The sequence below is a fragment of the Oleiphilus messinensis genome, assembly GCF_002162375.1.
In the GTDB taxonomy this organism is placed as follows: domain Bacteria; phylum Pseudomonadota; class Gammaproteobacteria; order Pseudomonadales; family Oleiphilaceae; genus Oleiphilus; species Oleiphilus messinensis.
Genome location: NZ_CP021425.1, coordinates 2652263 through 2671575, shown reverse-complemented (window position 1 = coordinate 2671575; position 19313 = coordinate 2652263). Strand labels below are relative to the sequence as shown.

16 protein-coding genes are annotated in these 19313 nt (G+C 48.8%); 8 read left to right on the top strand and 8 right to left on the bottom strand.

Going from position 1 to position 19313, the window contains the following annotated elements:
• Positions 1-30: 30 nt before the first annotated feature.
• From OLMES_RS11720 to OLMES_RS11705, 4 genes are all read left to right on the top strand, one after another.
• The gene (locus OLMES_RS11720; protein WP_087459351.1) at positions 31-1380 is read left to right on the top strand and encodes an IS1380 family transposase; all 1350 of its coding nucleotides are present in this window, start codon (positions 31-33) and stop codon (positions 1378-1380) included.
• Between the two features lie 422 nt (positions 1381-1802).
• The gene (locus tag OLMES_RS11715) at positions 1803-3116 is read left to right on the top strand and encodes an efflux RND transporter periplasmic adaptor subunit (protein ID WP_087461427.1); all 1314 of its coding nucleotides are present in this window, start codon (positions 1803-1805) and stop codon (positions 3114-3116) included.
• Between the two features lie 38 nt (positions 3117-3154).
• Positions 3155-6364, top strand: coding sequence for an efflux RND transporter permease subunit (locus OLMES_RS11710; RefSeq protein ID WP_087461426.1), 3210 nt, complete (start codon positions 3155-3157; stop codon positions 6362-6364).
• A 181-nt stretch (positions 6365-6545) separates the two neighbouring features.
• Positions 6546-6761: a type II toxin-antitoxin system Phd/YefM family antitoxin gene (locus OLMES_RS11705; RefSeq protein ID WP_087461425.1), complete on the top strand. Its 216-nt coding sequence runs from the start codon at positions 6546-6548 to the stop codon at positions 6759-6761.
• 65 nt (positions 6762-6826) lie between these two features.
• Here the strand turns inward: OLMES_RS11705 and OLMES_RS11700 are convergent, their stop codons facing one another.
• Positions 6827-7921 carry a hypothetical protein gene (locus OLMES_RS11700; protein WP_087461424.1) on the bottom strand — a complete coding sequence of 365 codons (1095 nt, stop codon included), beginning with the start codon at positions 7919-7921 and terminating at the stop codon, positions 6827-6829.
• 200 nt (positions 7922-8121) lie between these two features.
• On the opposite strand from OLMES_RS11700, the gene OLMES_RS11695 reads away from it, so the two are divergent.
• A complete protein-coding gene (locus OLMES_RS11695; RefSeq protein ID WP_087461423.1) occupies positions 8122-9090 on the top strand; it encodes an AraC family transcriptional regulator in 969 nt (322 codons plus the stop codon).
• 5 nt (positions 9091-9095) lie between these two features.
• Here the strand turns inward: OLMES_RS11695 and OLMES_RS11690 are convergent, their stop codons facing one another.
• A complete protein-coding gene (locus OLMES_RS11690; RefSeq protein ID WP_087461422.1) occupies positions 9096-9500 on the bottom strand; it encodes an ACT domain-containing protein in 405 nt (134 codons plus the stop codon).
• Positions 9501-9885: 385 nt separating this feature from the next.
• Here OLMES_RS11690 and OLMES_RS11685 point away from each other — a divergent pair, with 385 nt between their 5' ends.
• A complete protein-coding gene (locus OLMES_RS11685; RefSeq protein ID WP_087461421.1) occupies positions 9886-10920 on the top strand; it encodes a hypothetical protein in 1035 nt (344 codons plus the stop codon).
• A 107-nt stretch (positions 10921-11027) separates the two neighbouring features.
• Here OLMES_RS11685 and OLMES_RS11680 read toward each other — a convergent pair whose 3' ends face one another.
• The 4 genes from OLMES_RS11680 to OLMES_RS11665 all read right to left on the bottom strand — a co-directional run bounded on the left by OLMES_RS11680 (position 11028) and on the right by OLMES_RS11665 (position 14833).
• Positions 11028-12068 (bottom strand): isopenicillin N synthase family dioxygenase, encoded by a 1041-nt coding sequence (locus tag OLMES_RS11680; RefSeq protein ID WP_087461420.1) that lies wholly within the window; start codon positions 12066-12068, stop codon positions 11028-11030.
• Between the two features lie 146 nt (positions 12069-12214).
• Positions 12215-13006, bottom strand: coding sequence for an ABC transporter permease (locus tag OLMES_RS11675; RefSeq protein WP_087464458.1), 792 nt, complete (start codon positions 13004-13006; stop codon positions 12215-12217).
• A gap of 9 nt (positions 13007-13015) precedes the next feature.
• Entirely contained in the window at positions 13016-13801 is a 786-nt protein-coding gene (locus tag OLMES_RS11670; RefSeq protein ID WP_087461419.1) for an ABC transporter ATP-binding protein, read from the bottom strand.
• A gap of 3 nt (positions 13802-13804) precedes the next feature.
• Positions 13805-14833, bottom strand: coding sequence for an ABC transporter substrate-binding protein (locus OLMES_RS11665; RefSeq protein WP_232465322.1), 1029 nt, complete (start codon positions 14831-14833; stop codon positions 13805-13807).
• A gap of 319 nt (positions 14834-15152) precedes the next feature.
• On the opposite strand from OLMES_RS11665, the gene OLMES_RS27970 reads away from it, so the two are divergent.
• Positions 15153-15326 (top strand): hypothetical protein, encoded by a 174-nt coding sequence (locus OLMES_RS27970; RefSeq protein ID WP_157678273.1) that lies wholly within the window; start codon positions 15153-15155, stop codon positions 15324-15326.
• Between the two features lie 109 nt (positions 15327-15435).
• On the top strand, positions 15436-16794 hold the full coding sequence (locus tag OLMES_RS11660; protein ID WP_087461418.1) for an amidohydrolase family protein: 1359 nt from the start codon (positions 15436-15438) through the stop codon (positions 16792-16794).
• A gap of 98 nt (positions 16795-16892) precedes the next feature.
• Here the strand turns inward: OLMES_RS11660 and OLMES_RS11655 are convergent, their stop codons facing one another.
• Both OLMES_RS11655 and OLMES_RS11650 read right to left on the bottom strand, forming a co-directional pair.
• Positions 16893-17441: a hypothetical protein gene (locus tag OLMES_RS11655; protein ID WP_087461417.1), complete on the bottom strand. Its 549-nt coding sequence runs from the start codon at positions 17439-17441 to the stop codon at positions 16893-16895.
• Positions 17442-17819: 378 nt separating this feature from the next.
• Positions 17820-19196 carry a uracil-xanthine permease family protein gene (locus tag OLMES_RS11650; RefSeq protein ID WP_087461416.1) on the bottom strand — a complete coding sequence of 459 codons (1377 nt, stop codon included), beginning with the start codon at positions 19194-19196 and terminating at the stop codon, positions 17820-17822.
• Between the last annotated feature and the right edge of the window lie 117 nt (positions 19197-19313).

Here is a 19313-nt window from a genome sequence, read left to right as displayed (position 1 = left end):
ACAACCAAGCACATCAGAGTCACCTTTTTCATGATCAAGAATACCCATAAAAGTGCCAAAAAACCAGCCGCAAAAATTCGCTATCAACACACCGGAAAAAAGCTGACTAGTCAAGCTGGCATTATCCCTGCCATGCATTTCCTCGATCACATCGGTTTTACCGAGGCTTGCCAGAAGCATCTTGATTTGCAACGCGGCAACACGGCTCGTTACAGCTTGGGCGACTCAATCTACCTAACGATTATCGGCATCATCGCCGGTGCCACTTCGCTCAGGAAGGTGGTTTCTGTGTGGGCAGATCAGGTGCTGCGTGAAGTGGGGGGGTGGCTATCGATTCCAGATGACAGTACATTGGGTCGTATTTTCCGTCGTGGAAAGCTCAAGCATGTCACCCAGCTCGAACAGATTAATCACACCTTGCGTCAGGGAATTTGGCATAGAGCATTGAAGTCCGGTACTTGGTTGCCCGGAACCCTCTATCGAGGCTGGATTGATGTGGACTCGACTGTCAAAACCGTTTACGGTCAACAGGAAGGTGCTGAAAAAGGCTACAACCCAACGAAAAAAGGCTCTAATTCTTATCATCCACTGGTTGCCTTTTGCAGCCACACCAAAGAAATTTTGCAAGCATGGTTGCGCAGTGGCAGCACCTACACCAGCAACGGCATTGTAGGCTTCATGCAGCAACTTTCTGCGCAGATGCCACCCAAAATGCGGCTGCTATTCCGAGGTGATTCAGGATTCTTTGTTGGAGAGCTCATGGACTGGCTGGATCAGGCTCGCCATGGTTACCTGATTAAAGTGAAACTCAAAGGCCTTGCCGCTTTGTTGGACAAGCAAGCTTGGCAACGAGTACCGGGTCATACCGATTGGGAACAGTGTGACTTTTTCCATCAATGCGGTCAATGGGAGCGGTCACGTCGCTTTGTTGCTGTGCGGCGTAAAACTGCTCTCATCACCAAAGGCCCTCAACAAGCCTTGCTGAATGAGCCCGTTTACGACTACTTCTGCTACGTAACCACAGAGCGGTTGTCTCCTTGGCAAGCACACACGACATACGGAAAGCGCGCAACTTGTGAAACCTGGTTGGATGAAGCTAAGAACCAAATGGGGCTGGCGCAAATCAAGAGCCATGATTTCATGGCCAGCTCATTAATTTTCCAATGCGCTGTGCTGGCGTATAACACGGTACGCTGGATGGCACTACTGAGCGATAATGACGAATTGAAACGATGGGAAATTCAAACTATCCGAACTTTTCTGGTACGTACTGCTGGACAACTCTTGCGTGGTGGGAATCAGCTTAAGGTCAACGTTCCGAGCAACCATCTTCACCCAACTCCGTGGGCTGACTGGTTAAAGCTGTCGTTTATTCATTGACCAAAATACCTATACTTAAATTCTTCGACTAAGCAAATTCCAGATTTGGAGTCAGGCAGACTTTGGCCTGTTGCTCCGGTTGACGATAGAGATGATTATAATTTAAACAGTCCAATCAAGTGAATTACGCTTGTTTCAGTTGCATGGTGTGCAAAATGGTGATCCATCGACACTAAATGTCGCTATAGTCGTATCGAATCGATTCAGACATATAGATTGCAGGATTTAGGTACCAAATATAAATTAGACGATATAGGTCATCCACCAGATAATGCAATCAGTTTAAAAGTTTTACTGGAAACAATTACTGCTGACAGAGGGGTGTCAGCACAGGTTGCTTTAATTCTGAAGATTCATCCGCACCACCATCCGGCAGATTGTTTCCATTTAAGAGCAGGATTTATCAATTCCAGGAGAAAGTCATGACAACGGACTCAAACGAACAACGGAATTCAGAACGCTTCACCACATCTCGCAAAATTATTCTGGGGGTATTTACGGCCATTTTCGTTAGCGCATGCAGTGCACCGAGCAATGAAACACCTGCACAAAGTCAACCTCAGCTGCCAATAGTATCCGTAGCCCCGGTGCTCTTTGAGACCATAACCGAGTGGGATCAGTTCACAGGTCGGCTGGAAGCCCCCGAAACAGTCGTCTTGCGACCCAGAGTGTCCGGCTATATCGAGCAAGTTGCGTTCACCGAAGGATCTCTCGTACAGAAAGGTGATTTACTTTTCGCAATCGATGAAAAACCCTACAAAGCAGAAGTATCGCGGTTGACCGCTGAACTTAAAGCCGCGTTTTCCCGTCTGTCCCTGGCTAAAAATGATCTGAAACGAGCAGAATCCCTGCGCAAGCAAAATGCAATTTCTGAAGAGCAATTGGACAATCGCGCTGCGGAGCGGGATCAGGCTGCAGCCAATGTGGAAGCAACCCACGCTGCACTTCAGTCTGCAGAGCTCAACCTGAGCTACGCTCGGGTCACGGCACCGATTTCAGGCCGGATTTCAAACGCACAGATCACTGAAGGCAATTATGTTACCGCCGGTGTGACCGAACTGACCCGTCTGGTTTCAGTGGATGAAGTCTATGCCTACTTTGATGCGGATGAGCAGTCATACCTGAAATACCAAACCCTGTATCAAGGTGACAGCATGGGAGATCTCGGCGAGTACAAATCCCCGGCTTTTTTGCAATTGGCAAACGAACAGGATTACTCACACCTCGGCGCGCTCGACTTTATCGATAATCAGGTCAACCCGCAAACCGGAACCATCCGAGTAAGAGCCACATTCAGTAATGCGGAACACCGGTTCACTCCCGGATTGTTTGCCCGAATCAAGCTTGCAGCACAAGCGCCGTACAACGCCGTGCTGGTCACGGACAGAGCAATTGGTACGGATTTGAATAACAAATACGTTCTTGTTTTGAGTGAAGAGAATCATGTTGAGTACCGGGGCATTGAACTGGGACCAAAAGTTAACGATATGCGTATTATCCGCAGTGGCCTTGAGGCGGGCGACATTATCGTCGTGAATGGCTTGCAACGGGTGCGTCCCGGGGTACAAGTGCAACCGGAGACTGTCGCCATGTTTAGTCCGGATGACCTCGCAACACTGCGCGATGAACAACAATTGGTAGAGAACAGCATGCAACGGCTGTCAGCGCCATTAACTGCAGATCAACGGGGTGCAGCATTAAAATCCCCGGCACTGGCAACGGATCCGCGCGGTTAATACCGGTTACGCAGAAGAATAGCGTTCGGAGTAGATATATGAATTTTTCTCAATACTTTATCCGCCGCCCGATTTTCGCGGCGGTACTTTCTATCCTGATTTTTATTGCCGGGGCCATTTCAGTATTCCAGCTACCGATCACGGAATACCCTGAAGTGGTGCCCCCCACGGTCGTGGTTACCGCTAATTATCCCGGGGCCAACCCGAAAGTCATTGCACAAACCGTTGCATCGCCACTTGAACAGGCAATCAACGGCGTGGAGAACATGCTCTATATGTCATCTCAATCCACAGCGGATGGCAGATTGAGCCTAACAGTCACCTTTGCCTTGGGCACCGACCTCGATAATGCTCAGGTACAGGTCCAGAACCGGGTCAGTCGTGCCCTGCCACGGTTACCAACTGAAGTGCAGCAACAAGGTGTCGTGACGGAAAAATCCTCACCCGACCTGACCATGGTGGTACATATCACCTCACCGGATGACCGCTATGACATGTTATATCTGTCTAATTTCGCGGTACTGAAAGTCAAGGATGAGTTATCTCGCATTGACGGGGTCGGCGCAGTCCGAGTTTTCGGAGCGGGCGATTATTCCCTGCGCATCTGGCTGGATCCGGCCAAGGTCGCCAGTTTGAAACTAACGACCGGCGATGTAATCCGGGCCATTCGGGAACAAAACCGACAGGCCGCTGCGGGTGCTATTGGTGCACCGCCAGCCTCCAGCACCAGTGACTATCAATTACTCATCAATGTAAAAGGTCGCTTACAGTCCGAGTCCGAGTTTGAAAACATCATCGTTCGTGTTGGTTCCAATGGCGAAGTAACGCGCCTGAAAGACATCGCCCGTATTGAACTGGGCGCAAATTCCTATGCATTACGCTCCTTGCTGAACAACAAGCAGGCTGCAGCCCTGCCCATATTTCAGCGGCCTGGCTCCAATGCAATCGAAATATCCGATAATGTTCGCGCGACAATGGCCGAACTCAAGGAAACCTTTCCCGATGGCGTCGATTACTCGATTGTTTATGACCCAACAGTTTTTGTAAAAGGCTCGATCAAAGCGGTCGTGAAAACCCTGCTTGAAGCCATCGTTCTCGTCGTAATCGTAGTGGTATTGTTTCTGCAAACCTGGAGAGCTTCGATTATCCCGCTGGTCGCCGTACCGGTATCACTTGTGGGTACCTTTGCGGTAATGCACCTGTTCGGCTTCTCTCTAAATGCGCTTTCACTTTTTGGGCTGGTATTGGCAATCGGTATCGTGGTTGATGATGCCATTGTGGTCGTTGAAAATGTGGAACGGAATATAGAATTGGGCAAAACCCCATTTGAAGCAACCCAACAGGCGATGCGCGAAGTTACCGGCCCCATCATCGCCACCTCACTGGTACTGAGCGCCGTATTTATACCCACTGCGTTTATATCGGGTCTGACTGGGCAGTTTTATAAACAGTTTGCGTTGACAATTGCCATCTCGACGATCATTTCGACGTTCAACTCACTCACCCTGAGCCCTGCGTTAGCAGCAGTGTTGTTGAAAGATCATCGGGATAAAAAAGACTTGCCGACCCGGATCATGGATAAGCTGTTTGGACGTTGGTTATTCGCACCATTCAACCGCTTTTTCGAAGGGCTTTCGAACGTATACACTTTCGGTGTCAAACGAATGATTCGTGGCAGTGCGATTGTCGTCATCGTATATGGCGGTCTGCTGGCCCTCACCTATCAACAATTTTCTGCGACGCCAAGCGGTTTTGTACCGGGTCAGGATAAGCAATATCTGGTCTCTTTCGCTCAGTTGCCAGACGCCGCAAGTCTGGATCGCACGGAGTCCGTAATTCGCGAGATGTCCAGCATCGCCATGGCACACCCCGGTGTGGAGTCGGCAGTTGCTTTTCCGGGTCTATCGATTAACGGCTTCACCAACAGTCCCAACGCCGGTATTGTCTTTGTCACGCTGAAACCGTTTGAAGAACGGACAGACCCAAGTCTGTCGGCTGATGCCATTGCAGGACAACTTAATCAGCAGTTTGGTAACATCAAGGAATCATTTGTTGCCATATTCCCGCCACCACCTGTCCGTGGACTGGGCACCATTGGCGGCTTCAAGTTGCAAGTTGAAGATCGGGCCAGTCTTGGTTACGACGAACTTTTTGCTCAAACTCAAAAAGTCATCATGAAAGCATGGCAAACCCCGGAACTCACCGGTGTATTCTCCAGTTTTCAGGTGAAAGTTCCGCAAATCGACGTGGACGTGGATCGCGCCAAAGCCATGACCCATGGTGTGCCCTTAAACGATATTTTCGAAACCATGCAAGTGTATCTTGGTTCCCTGTACGTGAATGACTTTAACCTCTTTGGCCGCACTTATCAGGTAAACGTACAAGCAGAGCAGGATTACCGAATTGAGGCCGATCAGATTGCCCGTTTGAAAGTGCGCAATAATCAGGGTGATATGATTCCCATGGCGTCGTTCGTGGATGTGAACCACACGGCAGGACCGGATCGAGTAATGCACTACAACGGCTATCCAACAGCCGAAATCAACGGTGCAGCAGGGCCCGGTTTCAGCTCCGGTCAGGCGCAGGCCGCGATGACTAAACTACTCGAAGCAGAATTACCTAACGGCATGACATTCGAATGGACCGACCTGACCTATCAACAGATCCTGGCGGGCAATTCGGCGATTTATGTCTTTCCATTAGTCGTATTGCTGGTATTTCTGGTGCTGGCTGCCCAATACGAGAGCTGGTCACTGCCATTGGCGATCATCCTGATTGTGCCCATGACATTATTATCAGCAATCACTGGCGTAATTATTCACGGGGGTGATAACAACATTTTCACCCAGATCGGGCTCATTGTACTTGTGGGGCTGGCCACGAAAAATGCCATCCTGATCGTGGAGTTCGCCAAAGAGAAAGAAGATCAGGGTCTGCCCTTGTTCGAAGCAGTGGTCGAAGCCAGTAAATTACGACTCCGCCCGATCCTGATGACCTCACTCGCATTTATCATGGGCGTAGTACCTCTGGTTTTCTCAAGCGGTGCCGGTGCAGAAATGCGCCAGGCAATGGGCGTAGCGGTATTCTCCGGCATGATCGGGGTAACCCTCTTCGGCTTGATGCTGACTCCGGTATTTTATTATCTGGTCAGACGTTATCTCGCCAAAGACAGCGTCGAACAAACCAGCAACGCACAAGAGATGGACACTTTGACCGCACCACTCGGAACACAAACCTCAAAAAGCTAATTCCTTTTGCTGACGGCTGGGAGTGAACACACTCCATAAAACAGCCCTTCGGGCCAGGCATCCTCCACCTGGCCCTTTTTTAGTCCTGAAGGTAGAACATAACATTGAATAGCGCATGTTTTAATCAGTCCATTTATGAACTATAATCAGACTCATTAATCAGTGATGCTTTGGAAATGACATGAGAATTGAAACCATCAGTTATCTCAAACAGAATGCCGCCAAATTAGACTTGGAGGAGCCAATTACAATCACTCAAAGTGGAAAACCAGTTTATAGAATTGAATCAGAACACCAAGCTCAGCGCAAAGATGAAGCTATCGCGCTATTAAAATTAATGAATATAGCAGAACGCGATATCCGCTCAGGTAATACAATGTCCCCGGCAAAACGCTGAGAAACTATTAGTACAATACGCGCTTCTGGTTCAATAAAGCCCGCACAATCTATACCATGATCTTTTCAGAACAAACCAACCCCACGATCAATATACTCTACCCGTTGCCTTGGCAACCCATTAAAAGCTTCGCTTAACTTGAGCTCTATACCGCCGTCGGGAATATTTAGAAACGCACCCTGAGTCGCCGTGACAGCACGGGCAGTGTCTGGATTAAACCAGTTCAAATCCTGTGTTTGAAAGGAGGAAAATAAACCATCGACAGGTTTATACGTGTTATCGTTTTGTCGCTCACCAATATCAATACTCTGATAAATGCTCAGTGGAAAACAGGTCGGGATACCAAACAAGTTACAGCTATCTGTTGCAAAATTAATGGTCCCAATCAGAAAAATCGGGCCAATCGAAAATGGTGCGCCATCCGGAATGCCTATCCAGCTAGCGCGCACTGGATCGAGAATCCCACCCGTAGAATAGTCATAATTCCCTGCCGAACCATTCGGCCCCGTAACCAGTTGAGCTTTGGACTCGACTGGCGTATTGCCTAATAGAGCACCAGCGACATCAATCCACCAGGGTCGGTTTGGTGCATCACGTAACGCACGGGCGGTATCTTTGATATCGACAGGTAAATTTCCCGTTAAACTGAGAATATTCGCACCTAAAACGCCCTGGGCCCCACGAAATCCCAAACGAATACCGATTGGCACATTATCTTCCAATGCGAATTCCAGATACGGATCAGTGATATTAAAGGGAACAACCTGTCCCGCTTGATAATACTGCCCATCACTTTGCACTCCATTTTCCTCTGCAATGGTTCCCAGCGAAAAGTTTTTTAACCACAAGTCTGCCGGTTGGGCCTCAAGACCGGATTCTGAGCCATTACAATCATGGCAAGCATCACCGTTCTCATAACGGTGATACTCTCCCAATTTAACGTCGTCAGCATTCATTTGCACGGCAATGTCCATCCCCAGGTTAACCCGGATATAATCCCGATTTTCCCACCGATTTTGATCAATCGCGATGAATGCTTGACCCGTATGTTCGCGCAAATCCATATCCGCCAACTGTTCAAGTTCGGCGCTAGCGTCTCCCACGCCAATGAAGGAGCCTACGCTGCAAATAACAGCGAATACTCGCCCGTTTAAGATCATACCCTTGCCCTGCTAGTTGTTTTAGTTGTTTTAAAAGCCGCCACTATGGCGTGCTGATTAAAAAACAACTATGTCTAACAACCGACAGGGCTGTGTCTTTTTTGGACACCCCATTGTAATTGACTACCAAGTCACGTTAATTTACGCACCTGAGCAAGGATATTTTTTCCAAAATTCCAAATCACTACAAAAATAATGATATGCAAGAGCCCCAAAACAATCTGTTCACCATGCTGCTGCAACTGGTGGACACTAAAGGTATAGACCTGTCTTCATCCCTGGCAGCTTTTATTGATGACGCCGCCCTTCATCTACACGAGCGCAAGGACAATGACTATGCAAAGTTAACGTTGAACACCGTTATCAACCTCGTCAAGGATGTCGAAATCGGTCTTAAGCTCGCACCTTTTATTTCACCAAATGTATTTAATGGCCTCGGCTACCTTTTTATGACAGCAGGTACAATTCAGAAGGCATTTGAAAGTGTTGCGGTCTTTCCAGGGGCGTACCATAACTTGATTCAGATTGAGGTATCAGAACAAGGAGACACGCTGGTTGTAACGATTGAAAATACGTTTACCGAAGCAGGAGCACACATAGTAGGAGAAGGTGCAATTGCCATACTGGCAAATTACCTGCGCTGGGTCATCAAAGATGAGTATCAGAACATCGAGATTTGCTTCGCACATCAACCGCTGACCGACTTAAAAAAATACCTGCAATACTTGCACCTCACCCCGACTTTTGGTGCCGCCAGAACCTGCCTGATTATTCCGATGGCGCTCAGTAAAGCCCCCTTACACAGTGCAGACTCAGAGTACCATCAACACCTCCGGGCCAAACTCAATACCCTGCACTTTTCCGGGCAGGCATATTTTACCGACAAAGTTAAAATTGCTATACGAGCGAGACTGGAAAACGGTGAGCACACCAAGGTAAAAGTCGCCGATCATTTCGCGATCAGTGAAAAGACACTTGATAGACGGCTTGCCAACGAAAACACAACCTTTCGCCTGCTGCTGGAAAAAACCCGATTGGAACTGGCTACAATTTACCTTTCCGACCCAGAACTCAGTATTGAAGAGGTTACATCGAAACTGGGATACCGCGACCGGAGCGCCTTCTCTAAAGCATACAAGAACTGGACAGGTAAAACGCCGCGAGCCTGATTGAGTTAAACAGTACGCTGAGCAATTCGCAGAAGTGCTTCCAGGGCCTGTGAGGCTTTTTCTGACGGCACGAAAATATGATCATGATAATAAGCCGCGATAACGTTGGCGCTGATACCGTCTTTCGCCAACGCAGATGACACGGCGGCAGTCAAACCCACAGCCTCAAGGCTGGAGTGTACCTTCAGCAGAATCTGCCTGAAGCTGGACTCAAACTTCAATCCCGCATTCTGTGCCACAGATTGCGGCAGCACCAAGGTGAGTCCTTCGGGTTCCGAAAAAGTTGCAATCGGATTCAGGTGTAAATAATCTGCCAACTCGCCGTGCACTGTGCAAAACACATATTCAACATCCATCAAGGTTGGCTGTAAGGTTTGCAACAAAACTTCAAGGTCAACAATACCGGACATGACGACTCCTCTATCGACTTGCTCCAACAGCCAATGCCAATTCGGTATGGATTTATACCGGATTATTTAGTGGCAACGTTCATCAATCACAGAATAGTCTGCAACCAATCGGGTATCTACGGCAACGAGCTGCATGGCACACTTAATTACACACACTTACATTCTGCAATATTTCTTGAGGGTATTTCGCCCAAAAGCGCGCTTTTAAAGAACAGGACAGTCTGACGCACGACTTCACACCTTGTTGACCATACGCAACATCAAGGAACAGGTCTTCAGCGGCACAGATCCAAACAATAACAGTTTCTATCAATCAACCAGTCCCGTTGCTCAATTTGAACGAGAGCCAAATTTCCGGGGACGATGCCAAGTAGTCGAGGAATCTATGTGGAGTTTCAGTACGTTTGACAAGAAAGTTAAAGCGGTAAACCAGAATGTGCGAATTGAAAAAGCGACCGGGTTTCAAAAGCAAAGCTCACTAACCGAGCTTTATTCATTGGTGAAAGACTCAAACCCCAAACCCAAAGAGTGGATCTTGCAATCATTAAACGGAATTCCGAAGGACAAGCGTAAAAAATATTACGACGCGTTGGAATACTTGATTTACACCTATCCGAATTTGACGCCAAGTTACCCGGAACGACAAGTACCTTTGTTTATGAGCCAGTTTTCTCATAACTACGATATGAACCGGGGCGACTTGATCTATGGCATTCATCCTGGACGGTGCCAATCGATTTACATGCAGGCGCTGCATAGTAATTATTGCGATGAGTACAACAACCATTTTGGTATCGGGAATGGCAATGCCTTCCGGGGTATTCGCGATCTCAGCAATAGCAACAAACGCAGCCATGTCATCGACTATACCGGGAAACAGCGGCCTCGTAGCAACAGTACGAATCAAAAAATGTTTCAGCAGGTGTATCATGACACCTTGATGAACTCTTCATTCGCCCCCAACACGGTATTCAACCTGAATGAATCCCAACTGAAAAAAGAAAAGCGCGATGGACGCGACTTGATTGAATTGCAATGGTCCAAGTCAATTCGAAAAGCCTGTAAGCACGGCATCAAGATGATCGCAACCCAACCCGCGTTCACGACCGGGGGGGCAAAAATCCACTTTGTACTGGATGGCATGGGCGACTTGACCAAAGTGGCATTCAAGGAGCCGCTAAACAAAAGTGCTCCCTATGTGAGTATCACCAGTTCCGAGCTCACTTTTGTCTACCGGAATTGGGAAAAACTCAATCTTGAAAGCTGTGTGAATTTCTACGTGAATGCACAACGGGTTCCAGCACCGTGGAATGATCACTGGAGCCTTCAGGACGGTTTGGGTGGAAAGGTTTCCTCCGGTTACGGCGCATGGTTAAGATACCAGATGAAACGCCGTATCCTAAAAGGCAAAACGCGGTAAGCCCGGTTCACCCTGCCTGAGCTATTAAACCTGAGCTATTAAACCTGAGCCCTGCCAGACTTTACACAGGGTTCAGGCTTTCGTACTTTAGATTGATAGCACACAAATCAGGAGGCGAAATTCGCATTAATCCGTTGCAGCAAGTAATCTTCAGCACTGATTTTTGCGTACTTTTTCTCCGGTCCCTGAATTATGATATCTTTGTTCGCCTGACAGAAGTACGCCATGCTATAACGTGCCCCCTGATATTCATCGGCTCTGGGCATTCGCACCCGATGCAGCGTCGATTTTAGCTTATCGTCACTCCAACGCATCAACATATCACCGATGTTACAGGTGATCAGCCCATCCTGCGGGATAACATCCGTCCATGAAGGTTGTTGCTGTCCTTCATTCATCGCATCTTTTCCCGGACACACCTGCAAACCACCCTGACCACTTTTCTGAAAGACCATGGTCAAACAGTCAAAGTCGGTATGGGCTCCGGCGCGCCACATGCCTTCAGCCTGATCACTTCGTACCATCGGCAAGTAATGCAACAAGCGCAACGTACTCTGGAAGTGCTCGGAGTCACGGGCGTGAGCGTCCGTAAAAAATTCAGTTGGAAAGCCCAGCTTATCGGCAAAGCACGACAGTACGCGCATGCCTAGCTGCCATGCCTGATATTCAAAACTCAGGATAACCCGCTGAAATTCTGGTAAAGTTGTCTGATTCGGGAACAGGTTATCCATATGGGGTAACGTAACCTGATAGGATTCTTTCTGGTCTGCAGTTCCTGTCGAGGGTCTAACCTGCTCCATAAATTCCCAGCCCGCATTTAATCCGCTTTTCAGGGGAAACTTACTCTTGGTACTTTCCCGCAAATCAAAAAACCGCTCGGAAGCCTCAAATGCAGCTTGGATCAGCGGTAAATCAAGTCCATGATCGGTCAGTTGAAAAAAACCAACCTCGGTGGCCGCGTGCCATAATTGTTCAGTGATTTCTTCTCGCCGGGTATCAAACTCGGCAAAACTGATAATCGGTATAATGCGGGCATTATTCTCGGTACCCTGCCCTCCGATCATCGTTTCGAAATTCAGTTCATTCAGACCGTACTCTTTGCTACGGCTACTTTCATTAGTCGTATTAATCTCATTTATCGTGCTCATATGGTTCTCCAATAGTAAGGCTCTTAAAGCCGATTATTGGAGCAATGCCTGACTGTCAGTGCTTTTCAAGACAGTTAACAGCCTGCCGCTTCTACTCCATGTTCCACTTAACTGAAATTCAGCTATTCAGTTTCGATCTTTTTTGCTTATCTTTTTTCATCCTTGGGCAAACTCCAGGGAAAACACAGGGTTTGAATCCAGGTTACGCACTTGAACAACACCAGGCTCACTATCGACAAAAAGAACAGTGCTGCAAAAGCCTGCGGTATTTTGAAATAGGATGTCGAAAACTGAACGAAATACCCCAGTCCCTCTTCTGCTGCTACAAACTCGGCAATCACAGCACCGATGATCGCTAGCGTAATGCCCACTTTGAGGCCACTGAAGATATGTGGCACCGCAAAAGGCAGCCGGATTTGCCAAATTTCACGAATCGCGCCGCCCCGTAAAGAGCGTGACAGTTCGAGTAACTCCGGCGGTGTCGACATCATGCCTGTTGTGGTAGAAACCACCAGCGGAAAAAAAGTAATCAAGCAGGTGATCACCAACCGGGGCGCTTCTCCCGTGCCCATGATAACGATGATCAGTGGCGCGATTGCCACTACCGGCGTCGACTGGACCACCACAAGAACGGGAAACAACGTCTTGGTCAAAAACGCTGAGCGCACCATGACAATAGCCAGTGGGATACTGATCACTATCGACAGCAGAAAACCCAGTAACGCCACCCTCAGTGTTGCCCATAAGTGGATTAACCAGCGCTGAGTTTCGACATCAACAAATGCCGTCCAGATGACACTGGGCTTGGGCAGCACAAAATCGGGCACGCTCAACAAGGCACAACCCAGCTCCCACAATGGGAAGATGGACAACAGCGTCAACAACGGCAAAAATTTCTGAAATTGCGCACGCACCGAAACGGTCTCAGTAAGTTTCATGTTCATCACCTATACCGCTTCCGGCAGCACATTCGGGTTACAAATATGATCTCGAATCCGTTTGGTGTAGGCCGCAAAGTCCGGGGAATGGATTGTCGATATATCTCTCGGTTTCGCCAAATTAATCGGAATGTCATCAACCAGCGTGCCCGGTCTGGGGCTCATCACCAGCACTCGATCGGCAAGCAATACGGCTTCGCTGATTGAGTGCGTGATAAACAACGTGGTCTTCTTTTGTTCCCCACAGATTTTCAGCAATTCAAAGCCCATCTCTTCCCGGGTCAGCGCATCGAGCGCTGAGAACGGTTCATCCATAATCAGTATGTCCGGTGAAAGCAACAGTGCACGGGCAATGCCGACTCGCTGCTGCATCCCCCCCGACAACTCATCCGGTTTCCGATTCAGGAAGCTTTCCAAACCGACTTTTTTCAACAATAGCTCACCCCGCTCCCGATCCTTGGGGGTTACCGATCCGCGTTTATGGCGCAGCGGGAATACCACATTGTCCAGAATGGATAACCAGGGCAAGAGCGTGGGTTTCTGGAAGACAATCCCGACTTCGTCTTGTGGCTCAGTTACCGGCTTACCGAAGATCTCGACTTGCCCTTCAGTCGGAATCAATAACCCGGATAGCAGACGCAACAGCGTGGACTTGCCACAGCCACTGGGGCCCACCACCGCAACAAATTCATGGCGTTGAATTTCAAAGTTTACATCACGCAAAGCGGTCATAGACTGGCCATTCGCCAGTCGATAGGTTTGCCCGATGTGATTGAATGACACATAGGGTTTCATAGCTTACTCCGAAAAATAATCGCGGTTTACAGCGGCCTCGGGATTAAATGCACCTTCCCGCAACCCCTGAGCTTTAGCAGTCCACTTCCAGGTCGTGGCCAGTCGCGTTGAATCGAAGTGCCCCAGACCGTGCACTTTACTCACATCATTGTGAACGAGCGTGTGAATTGAACGAATGGTGTCGGCAGCCACGTCGACTTCAACTTCCGGGACGATTTTGTGTACCGCAGAGCCGCTTTTCTCCGGATTTTCCCACGTATATTTGACCGCTTTATCAAAGGCTTTGATAAAACGCTTGGCCACGTCAGGGCGTTCGGCCAGGAATCGGTCACTGGCAACAACCGCTGTTGAGTAGAAATCCAGACCGGCGTCATACCAAGGCAATACCGTCAGCGACTTACCCGCTTTAGCCGCTTGGGCCTTGTATTTCTCGACATCCGTAATCCAGGAGATAACGACATCTGTATTCCCGGTTAACAACATGGGGTTTAACGCACCAGGGTTTGCCTTGACGACGTTTACTTTGCTTTCATCAACGTTATTGACGGAAAACAGCAATGGCAGGAAGATATTGGAAGAGGTAAAAAGTGAGGTCGCAATTTTCTTGCCTTCAACCTGAGCAACACTGCTGATATTGGAATCAGAGACAGTGAAAAAAGCATGGGGAGCCTGGCTGAAAACCGAGTAAACCGCCGAAATCGGCACCTGATCATTTGCTTTAGCGACCAGCAATGCCACCAGATCACTCAGACCGACATCAGCAATACCCGTTGAGATTTTAGTTAACGCATCGGTCGAGCCGCGGCCATGGGAGATTTTAATTTCAATCCCCTGCTCTTTGAAATAGCCTTGCTCCATACCAACATAGATGGGAGCTTTGTCGCCACCGGGCAACCAGTCCAGCTGGAAGGTAACTTGATCCATCGCAAGTGAAAGTGAACTGAAAGTGCCGAGTAAAAGCGCAGTAGCGGCTTTTTTCAAGCGGGTCGACAATCGCGTGGGGGTGGTTTTAGAACGGAATGCCATATTCATCGTATTCTCCGGAAATCTGTGAGTAAAACAGCATGTGGAGAGCGCAATAGAATGGACGCACGATGAACGTTACAGTAGAAAGCCAGTCACCATCATCCATACCAAACCCTCCAGCAATGCCGGTTCAGTATTTAAATGAGCAATGACCCAGTTCTTCTGCTAGAAGAACCTGACAGCTTCTACTCAACTTTCCAAAAATAATTAGTGCATGCAGCGTGACCTGAAAGAGGAACCTGTAATTGTACATCCGATACAATCCAGGGTTCAGACAGGCCATTCAACCTACACACAGGGATGACTATACAAGCACCATGCCAACATGAAAAATCTCCAGACAATAAACAAGATAATCGCTACAGGCTGGCACGAAGCGCCATCATTAAGCACCATTTCAGTGCCATTCCAGACACCAGAATACCACTTTGGTGCAACACAAACCTATCCCTATCGACATAGCTCAGTCAGGCTTGCATTCCAGCAAAAACAACTTTAAATTGAATCACCACCGAGTATAAGCGGTCAGGAAGTACCCCTCTGAAACACTTCTGGGACATTGCTCGAATTCATTCGAATCTTCTGTCAAACAGAGCAATGGAGTTACCATGCACTATCTCATTCAAGGCGCGACCGCCGTTTTCGGTCATGCCGAGTCCGTTACGGATATCCGCATCGCCAATGGTATTATTACCGAAGTAGGTACCGGGCTTTCCCTGCAGCCGGGAGAACAGGTACTCAATGCCGTGGATTGTGTTGTTTATCCCGGTTTCGTCAACACCCACCATCACCTTGCACAATCCGTTTTAAAAGCCGTACCCGAGGGGATGAACCAGGGTTTGGCAGATTGGCTGATGAATGTTCCCTACCGTTTTTGGCCGCATATTGATCCGGACTTGATGTACGCGTCTGCACTCTTGGGATTCTATGAACTGCTCCGCTCCGGAACCAGCACCTGTGCAGACCATCACTACCTTTACCATCAGGATACTCCTGTAGAACTGGAAGATGCTTTGTGGCAGGCCGCGCGGGATATCGGTATTCGCTTTACCCTGTGTCGGGGTGGCGCAACGATTACTGGCAGTCACAAGGGCATGCAAAAAGCAAAATTAAATCCGGAATCACTGGAGCAAATGCTGGCGCGTCTGGAACGGAGCGTAAGCCGGTATCATCAAGATAACGCCCAAGCCATGCAACGGGTTATCGTTGCGCCCACCAGCCTGATCCACGGTGCAGCACCGGATCACCTTATTGAGCTGGCACGGTTTGCGAGAGCAAACAAACTGCGACTCCACAGTCACCTACTGGAAGTCGGCTTTGATGAACAACAAGCCCAACTCAAATATGGCAAATCTGCAGTAGCCTACGCGGAAAGCGTTGAATGGTTGGGGCCGGATGTTTATTTTGCTCATCTGGTACAAGCTACATCAGATGACATCGAACAGCTCGCAAAAACCGGGACCGGTATCAGCCACTGCCCGACCTCCAACTGCCGTTTGGGCAGTGGTATCGCCGCACTCATTGCGATGCAAAATGCCGGTATGCCAATCAGTGTCGGCGTTGATGGTTCGGCATCGTCCGAGAACGCATCGATGTTACAGGAACTCAATCTGGCGTGGTTAATTCACCGCAGCCAGCACGGACCCGATGCCACCCAGGTCGAGCAGGTTATCTCCTGGGGTACCCGGGGTGGCGCAGAAATACTGGGCTTAAACAATGTCGGCGAGATTAGTGTCGGCATGGCAGCAGACCTGACGCTATTCGACATCTCCGGCCTGCGTTATGCTGGCATACATAGCGCCCTGCACGCCCCGTTAATGGCGGGAGAGCCTGCCCACGTGAAGTACGGCATTATTGATGGTAAGTTACGAACTCACCAAGGCGAAGTTATTGGTCTGGACGAGTCGCAGTTAAAAGAAAGTATCATCAAAGGATTGCACAGGCTCAAACAGAAAATCACGGACTGATACGGGTATGCCCAGGTGATCTGTACTTCACATCTGGGCATGCGGACTTAAAAAAACCATCCTGTAGCTATGCCTTCCTTTAGCAATGCCATCTTGCATCATTCAGTCTGATAATTTACCTGCCACGAGTCCGCATTTTGAACCTGCGACTCAAACTGGTTGGCAAACTCATTCATCTCCGTCCCTTCGAGCCGGTCAAAATAATATTGCGTTGATATCCGGCCATCACCCGAACTACGTTGTCGAATCTTCAGCCTGTGATTGAACAACGTCGCCTCACCGGGATACAGATCAAATGGCAAATTTACATTCCACACCCGCCGATCCCCCCCACGGCCTATTTGCCATTCCGGAGCCAGAAAACTGACAAGATTGGCAATCGCATAAGCGCCCGGAGCCAATTCTGTTACCAATATAAAATCTGTTGATTCGGTCGGCACCGGCACATTCAAACCATTGGCAACAGGTTCTCGCGCAACAGGAACAAGTTCGAGTTGAAAGTGGTTAATCCAACTGCCGGAACTCTCGTTCGCGATTTCCAGCGGGATAACCAATACTGAAGTTTTACGTGTCGCTTCCGGTAAGCCATGTGACGCACAGCCCATCAAAAATTGAACGACCAGCACCACGATGATGCATTGGATCATAAAAGTCCTTTTTAGATTTTATTTTTTCGGCGATCACTATCTTACCCGAAGATCGTGATCCAGGTCACATGGAATCACCAAACTCCACGTCTTGCCGCAAATAACAAAATCATTTCCTTTTATCGCAATGACTTAGCCCCGCCAAATTCATAGACTGAGCGTGTTGGTTACATTGAAACCACGATCTTGGAACCATAGCGTTGCAGGCCTCTACAGGGAACGTAGTCAAGATCGCGAATTCATGCTTGTTCAGAGACCAACCAACATCCCTGAGGCGCCGCTTGCCTCTGCTGTCGGTTTACCGACTCATGTTTAACGCTTGCCCTGATGGGCAAGCGTTTTTTTCATTTCAGGAAGGATAAAGTTCTGCGAACAGGTCTAGCTGACCGGCGAGGCTTTCTCGGAAACGGTTTCCTGCTGGTCTGCCTTCTCATCGGGGAGAACCAGACTCAGGATGATCGCAGCCAGGCCACCTGTAGTCACCGGTGAACCAAAGACATTCTGTACCAGTTTCGGGAACTGATCCAGCAAGCCGGGAACCATGGTGACACCGAAGCCCAGACCAAAGGCAACTGCCATAATCAAGAGCTTGCGACGGTCAAGATCTTCAGACGCCAGAATCTTAACCCCGGCAGCCGCAACGGTTCCGAACATCACCAAGGTAGCCCCACCCAGAACGGGTTTGGGAATTTGCTGCAGTACGCCACCGATAATTGGAAACAGCCCCAGAATCACCAGAATCGCTGCGATATACATCCCGATATGACGACTGGCAATACCGGTAAGCTGAATCACGCCATTATTCTGGCTAAAGGTAGTATTGGGAAAGGTATTGAACATCGCTGCAATACCGGAGTTGATACCATCCCCCAGCACACCACGCTTGACCCGCTGCAAGTAGCGCTCCCCTTCAATCGGTTGCTTGGAAAAAACGCAGTTCGCGGTGATGTCTCCGGTGGATTCAATGGCCGTGATCAGATAAATCAATGCCACCGGTATGAAAGCCCCCCAATCAAAATCGAACCCGTACTTGAACGGAACGGGAATGCTGATAAGAGGCAGAGAAGACAAATTACTAAAACTGATTTTGCCCATAAATCCAGCGACGATGAACCCCGCGATCAAGCCAATTACGATGGAAGATAGACGCAGCCAGGCATTACCCGTTCGGTTCAGCGCAATAATCAGCATCAGCACGAACAGACCCAGCGAGAAATTCTGCCAGCTTCCAAAGTCAGCGGCTTTAAAGCCACCCGCCAGATCCGTCATACCAACTTTAATCAAACTGACACCGATAATGGTAATAACAATACCAGTCACCAGCGGCGTGACAATGCGCTTCAGTTTGTGAAGAACCTGACTAAGCGCAATCTCGATAAAACAACCCAGAAAGCAAACACCAAAAATCAGTGCCAGAATCTCCTCCGGCCCGCCACCTTTGGCTTTAGCAATAAAACCCGCGCTCAAAACAGAACCCAGAAAGGCAAAACTGGTACCCTGCACGCAAATCATACCCGCACCAATGCCCAGTGGTTGTCGGGCCTGAATAAAGGTACCAACACCGGACACAATCAGCGCCATGCTGATCAGGTAAGGAATATGCTCACCCAGCCCCAGCACCCCGCCGATAATCAGGGTGGGTGTAAGAATACCCACGAAACTGGCCAATACATGCTGCAACGCAGCAAACGTGGATTCCATGAATGGCGGTTTGTCATTCAGGGCGTAAATCAGATCGGAAGAATTGGACGCCATAAGCAGTCACCTTAACGGACAAAAAGTCTCTTTCTTTTCAATAACACTGTGAATGGTCTGGTTAATATTATTAACCACCTGATCAAGCCCTGTCACCGCAGCAGATCGTCTGCCGGA

Excerpts from the sequence above, each read along its gene's own strand:
- OLMES_RS11675 (WP_087464458.1), bottom strand. The coding sequence starts at position 13,006 with ATGAAACTTACTGAGACCGTTTCGGTGCGTGCGCAATTTCAGAAATTT.
- OLMES_RS11690 (WP_087461422.1), bottom strand. The coding sequence starts at position 9,500 with ATGTCCGGTATTGTTGACCTTGAAGTTTTGTTGCAAACCTTACAGCCA.
- OLMES_RS11705 (WP_087461425.1), top strand. The coding sequence starts at position 6,546 with ATGAGAATTGAAACCATCAGTTATCTCAAACAGAATGCCGCCAAATTA.
- OLMES_RS11660 (WP_087461418.1), top strand. The coding sequence starts at position 15,436 with ATGCACTATCTCATTCAAGGCGCGACCGCCGTTTTCGGTCATGCCGAG.
- OLMES_RS11680 (WP_087461420.1), bottom strand. The coding sequence starts at position 12,068 with ATGAGCACGATAAATGAGATTAATACGACTAATGAAAGTAGCCGTAGC.
- OLMES_RS11710 (WP_087461426.1), top strand. The coding sequence starts at position 3,155 with ATGAATTTTTCTCAATACTTTATCCGCCGCCCGATTTTCGCGGCGGTA.
- OLMES_RS11665 (WP_232465322.1), bottom strand. The coding sequence starts at position 14,833 with ATGAATATGGCATTCCGTTCTAAAACCACCCCCACGCGATTGTCGACC.
- OLMES_RS11655 (WP_087461417.1), bottom strand. The coding sequence starts at position 17,441 with ATGATCCAATGCATCATCGTGGTGCTGGTCGTTCAATTTTTGATGGGC.
- OLMES_RS27970 (WP_157678273.1), top strand. The coding sequence starts at position 15,153 with ATGAAAAATCTCCAGACAATAAACAAGATAATCGCTACAGGCTGGCAC.
- OLMES_RS11650 (WP_087461416.1), bottom strand. The coding sequence starts at position 19,196 with ATGGCGTCCAATTCTTCCGATCTGATTTACGCCCTGAATGACAAACCG.
- OLMES_RS11715 (WP_087461427.1), top strand. The coding sequence starts at position 1,803 with ATGACAACGGACTCAAACGAACAACGGAATTCAGAACGCTTCACCACA.
- OLMES_RS11700 (WP_087461424.1), bottom strand. The coding sequence starts at position 7,921 with ATGATCTTAAACGGGCGAGTATTCGCTGTTATTTGCAGCGTAGGCTCC.
- OLMES_RS11670 (WP_087461419.1), bottom strand. The coding sequence starts at position 13,801 with ATGAAACCCTATGTGTCATTCAATCACATCGGGCAAACCTATCGACTG.
- OLMES_RS11695 (WP_087461423.1), top strand. The coding sequence starts at position 8,122 with ATGCAAGAGCCCCAAAACAATCTGTTCACCATGCTGCTGCAACTGGTG.
- OLMES_RS11720 (WP_087459351.1), top strand. The coding sequence starts at position 31 with ATGATCAAGAATACCCATAAAAGTGCCAAAAAACCAGCCGCAAAAATT.
- OLMES_RS11685 (WP_087461421.1), top strand. The coding sequence starts at position 9,886 with ATGTGGAGTTTCAGTACGTTTGACAAGAAAGTTAAAGCGGTAAACCAG.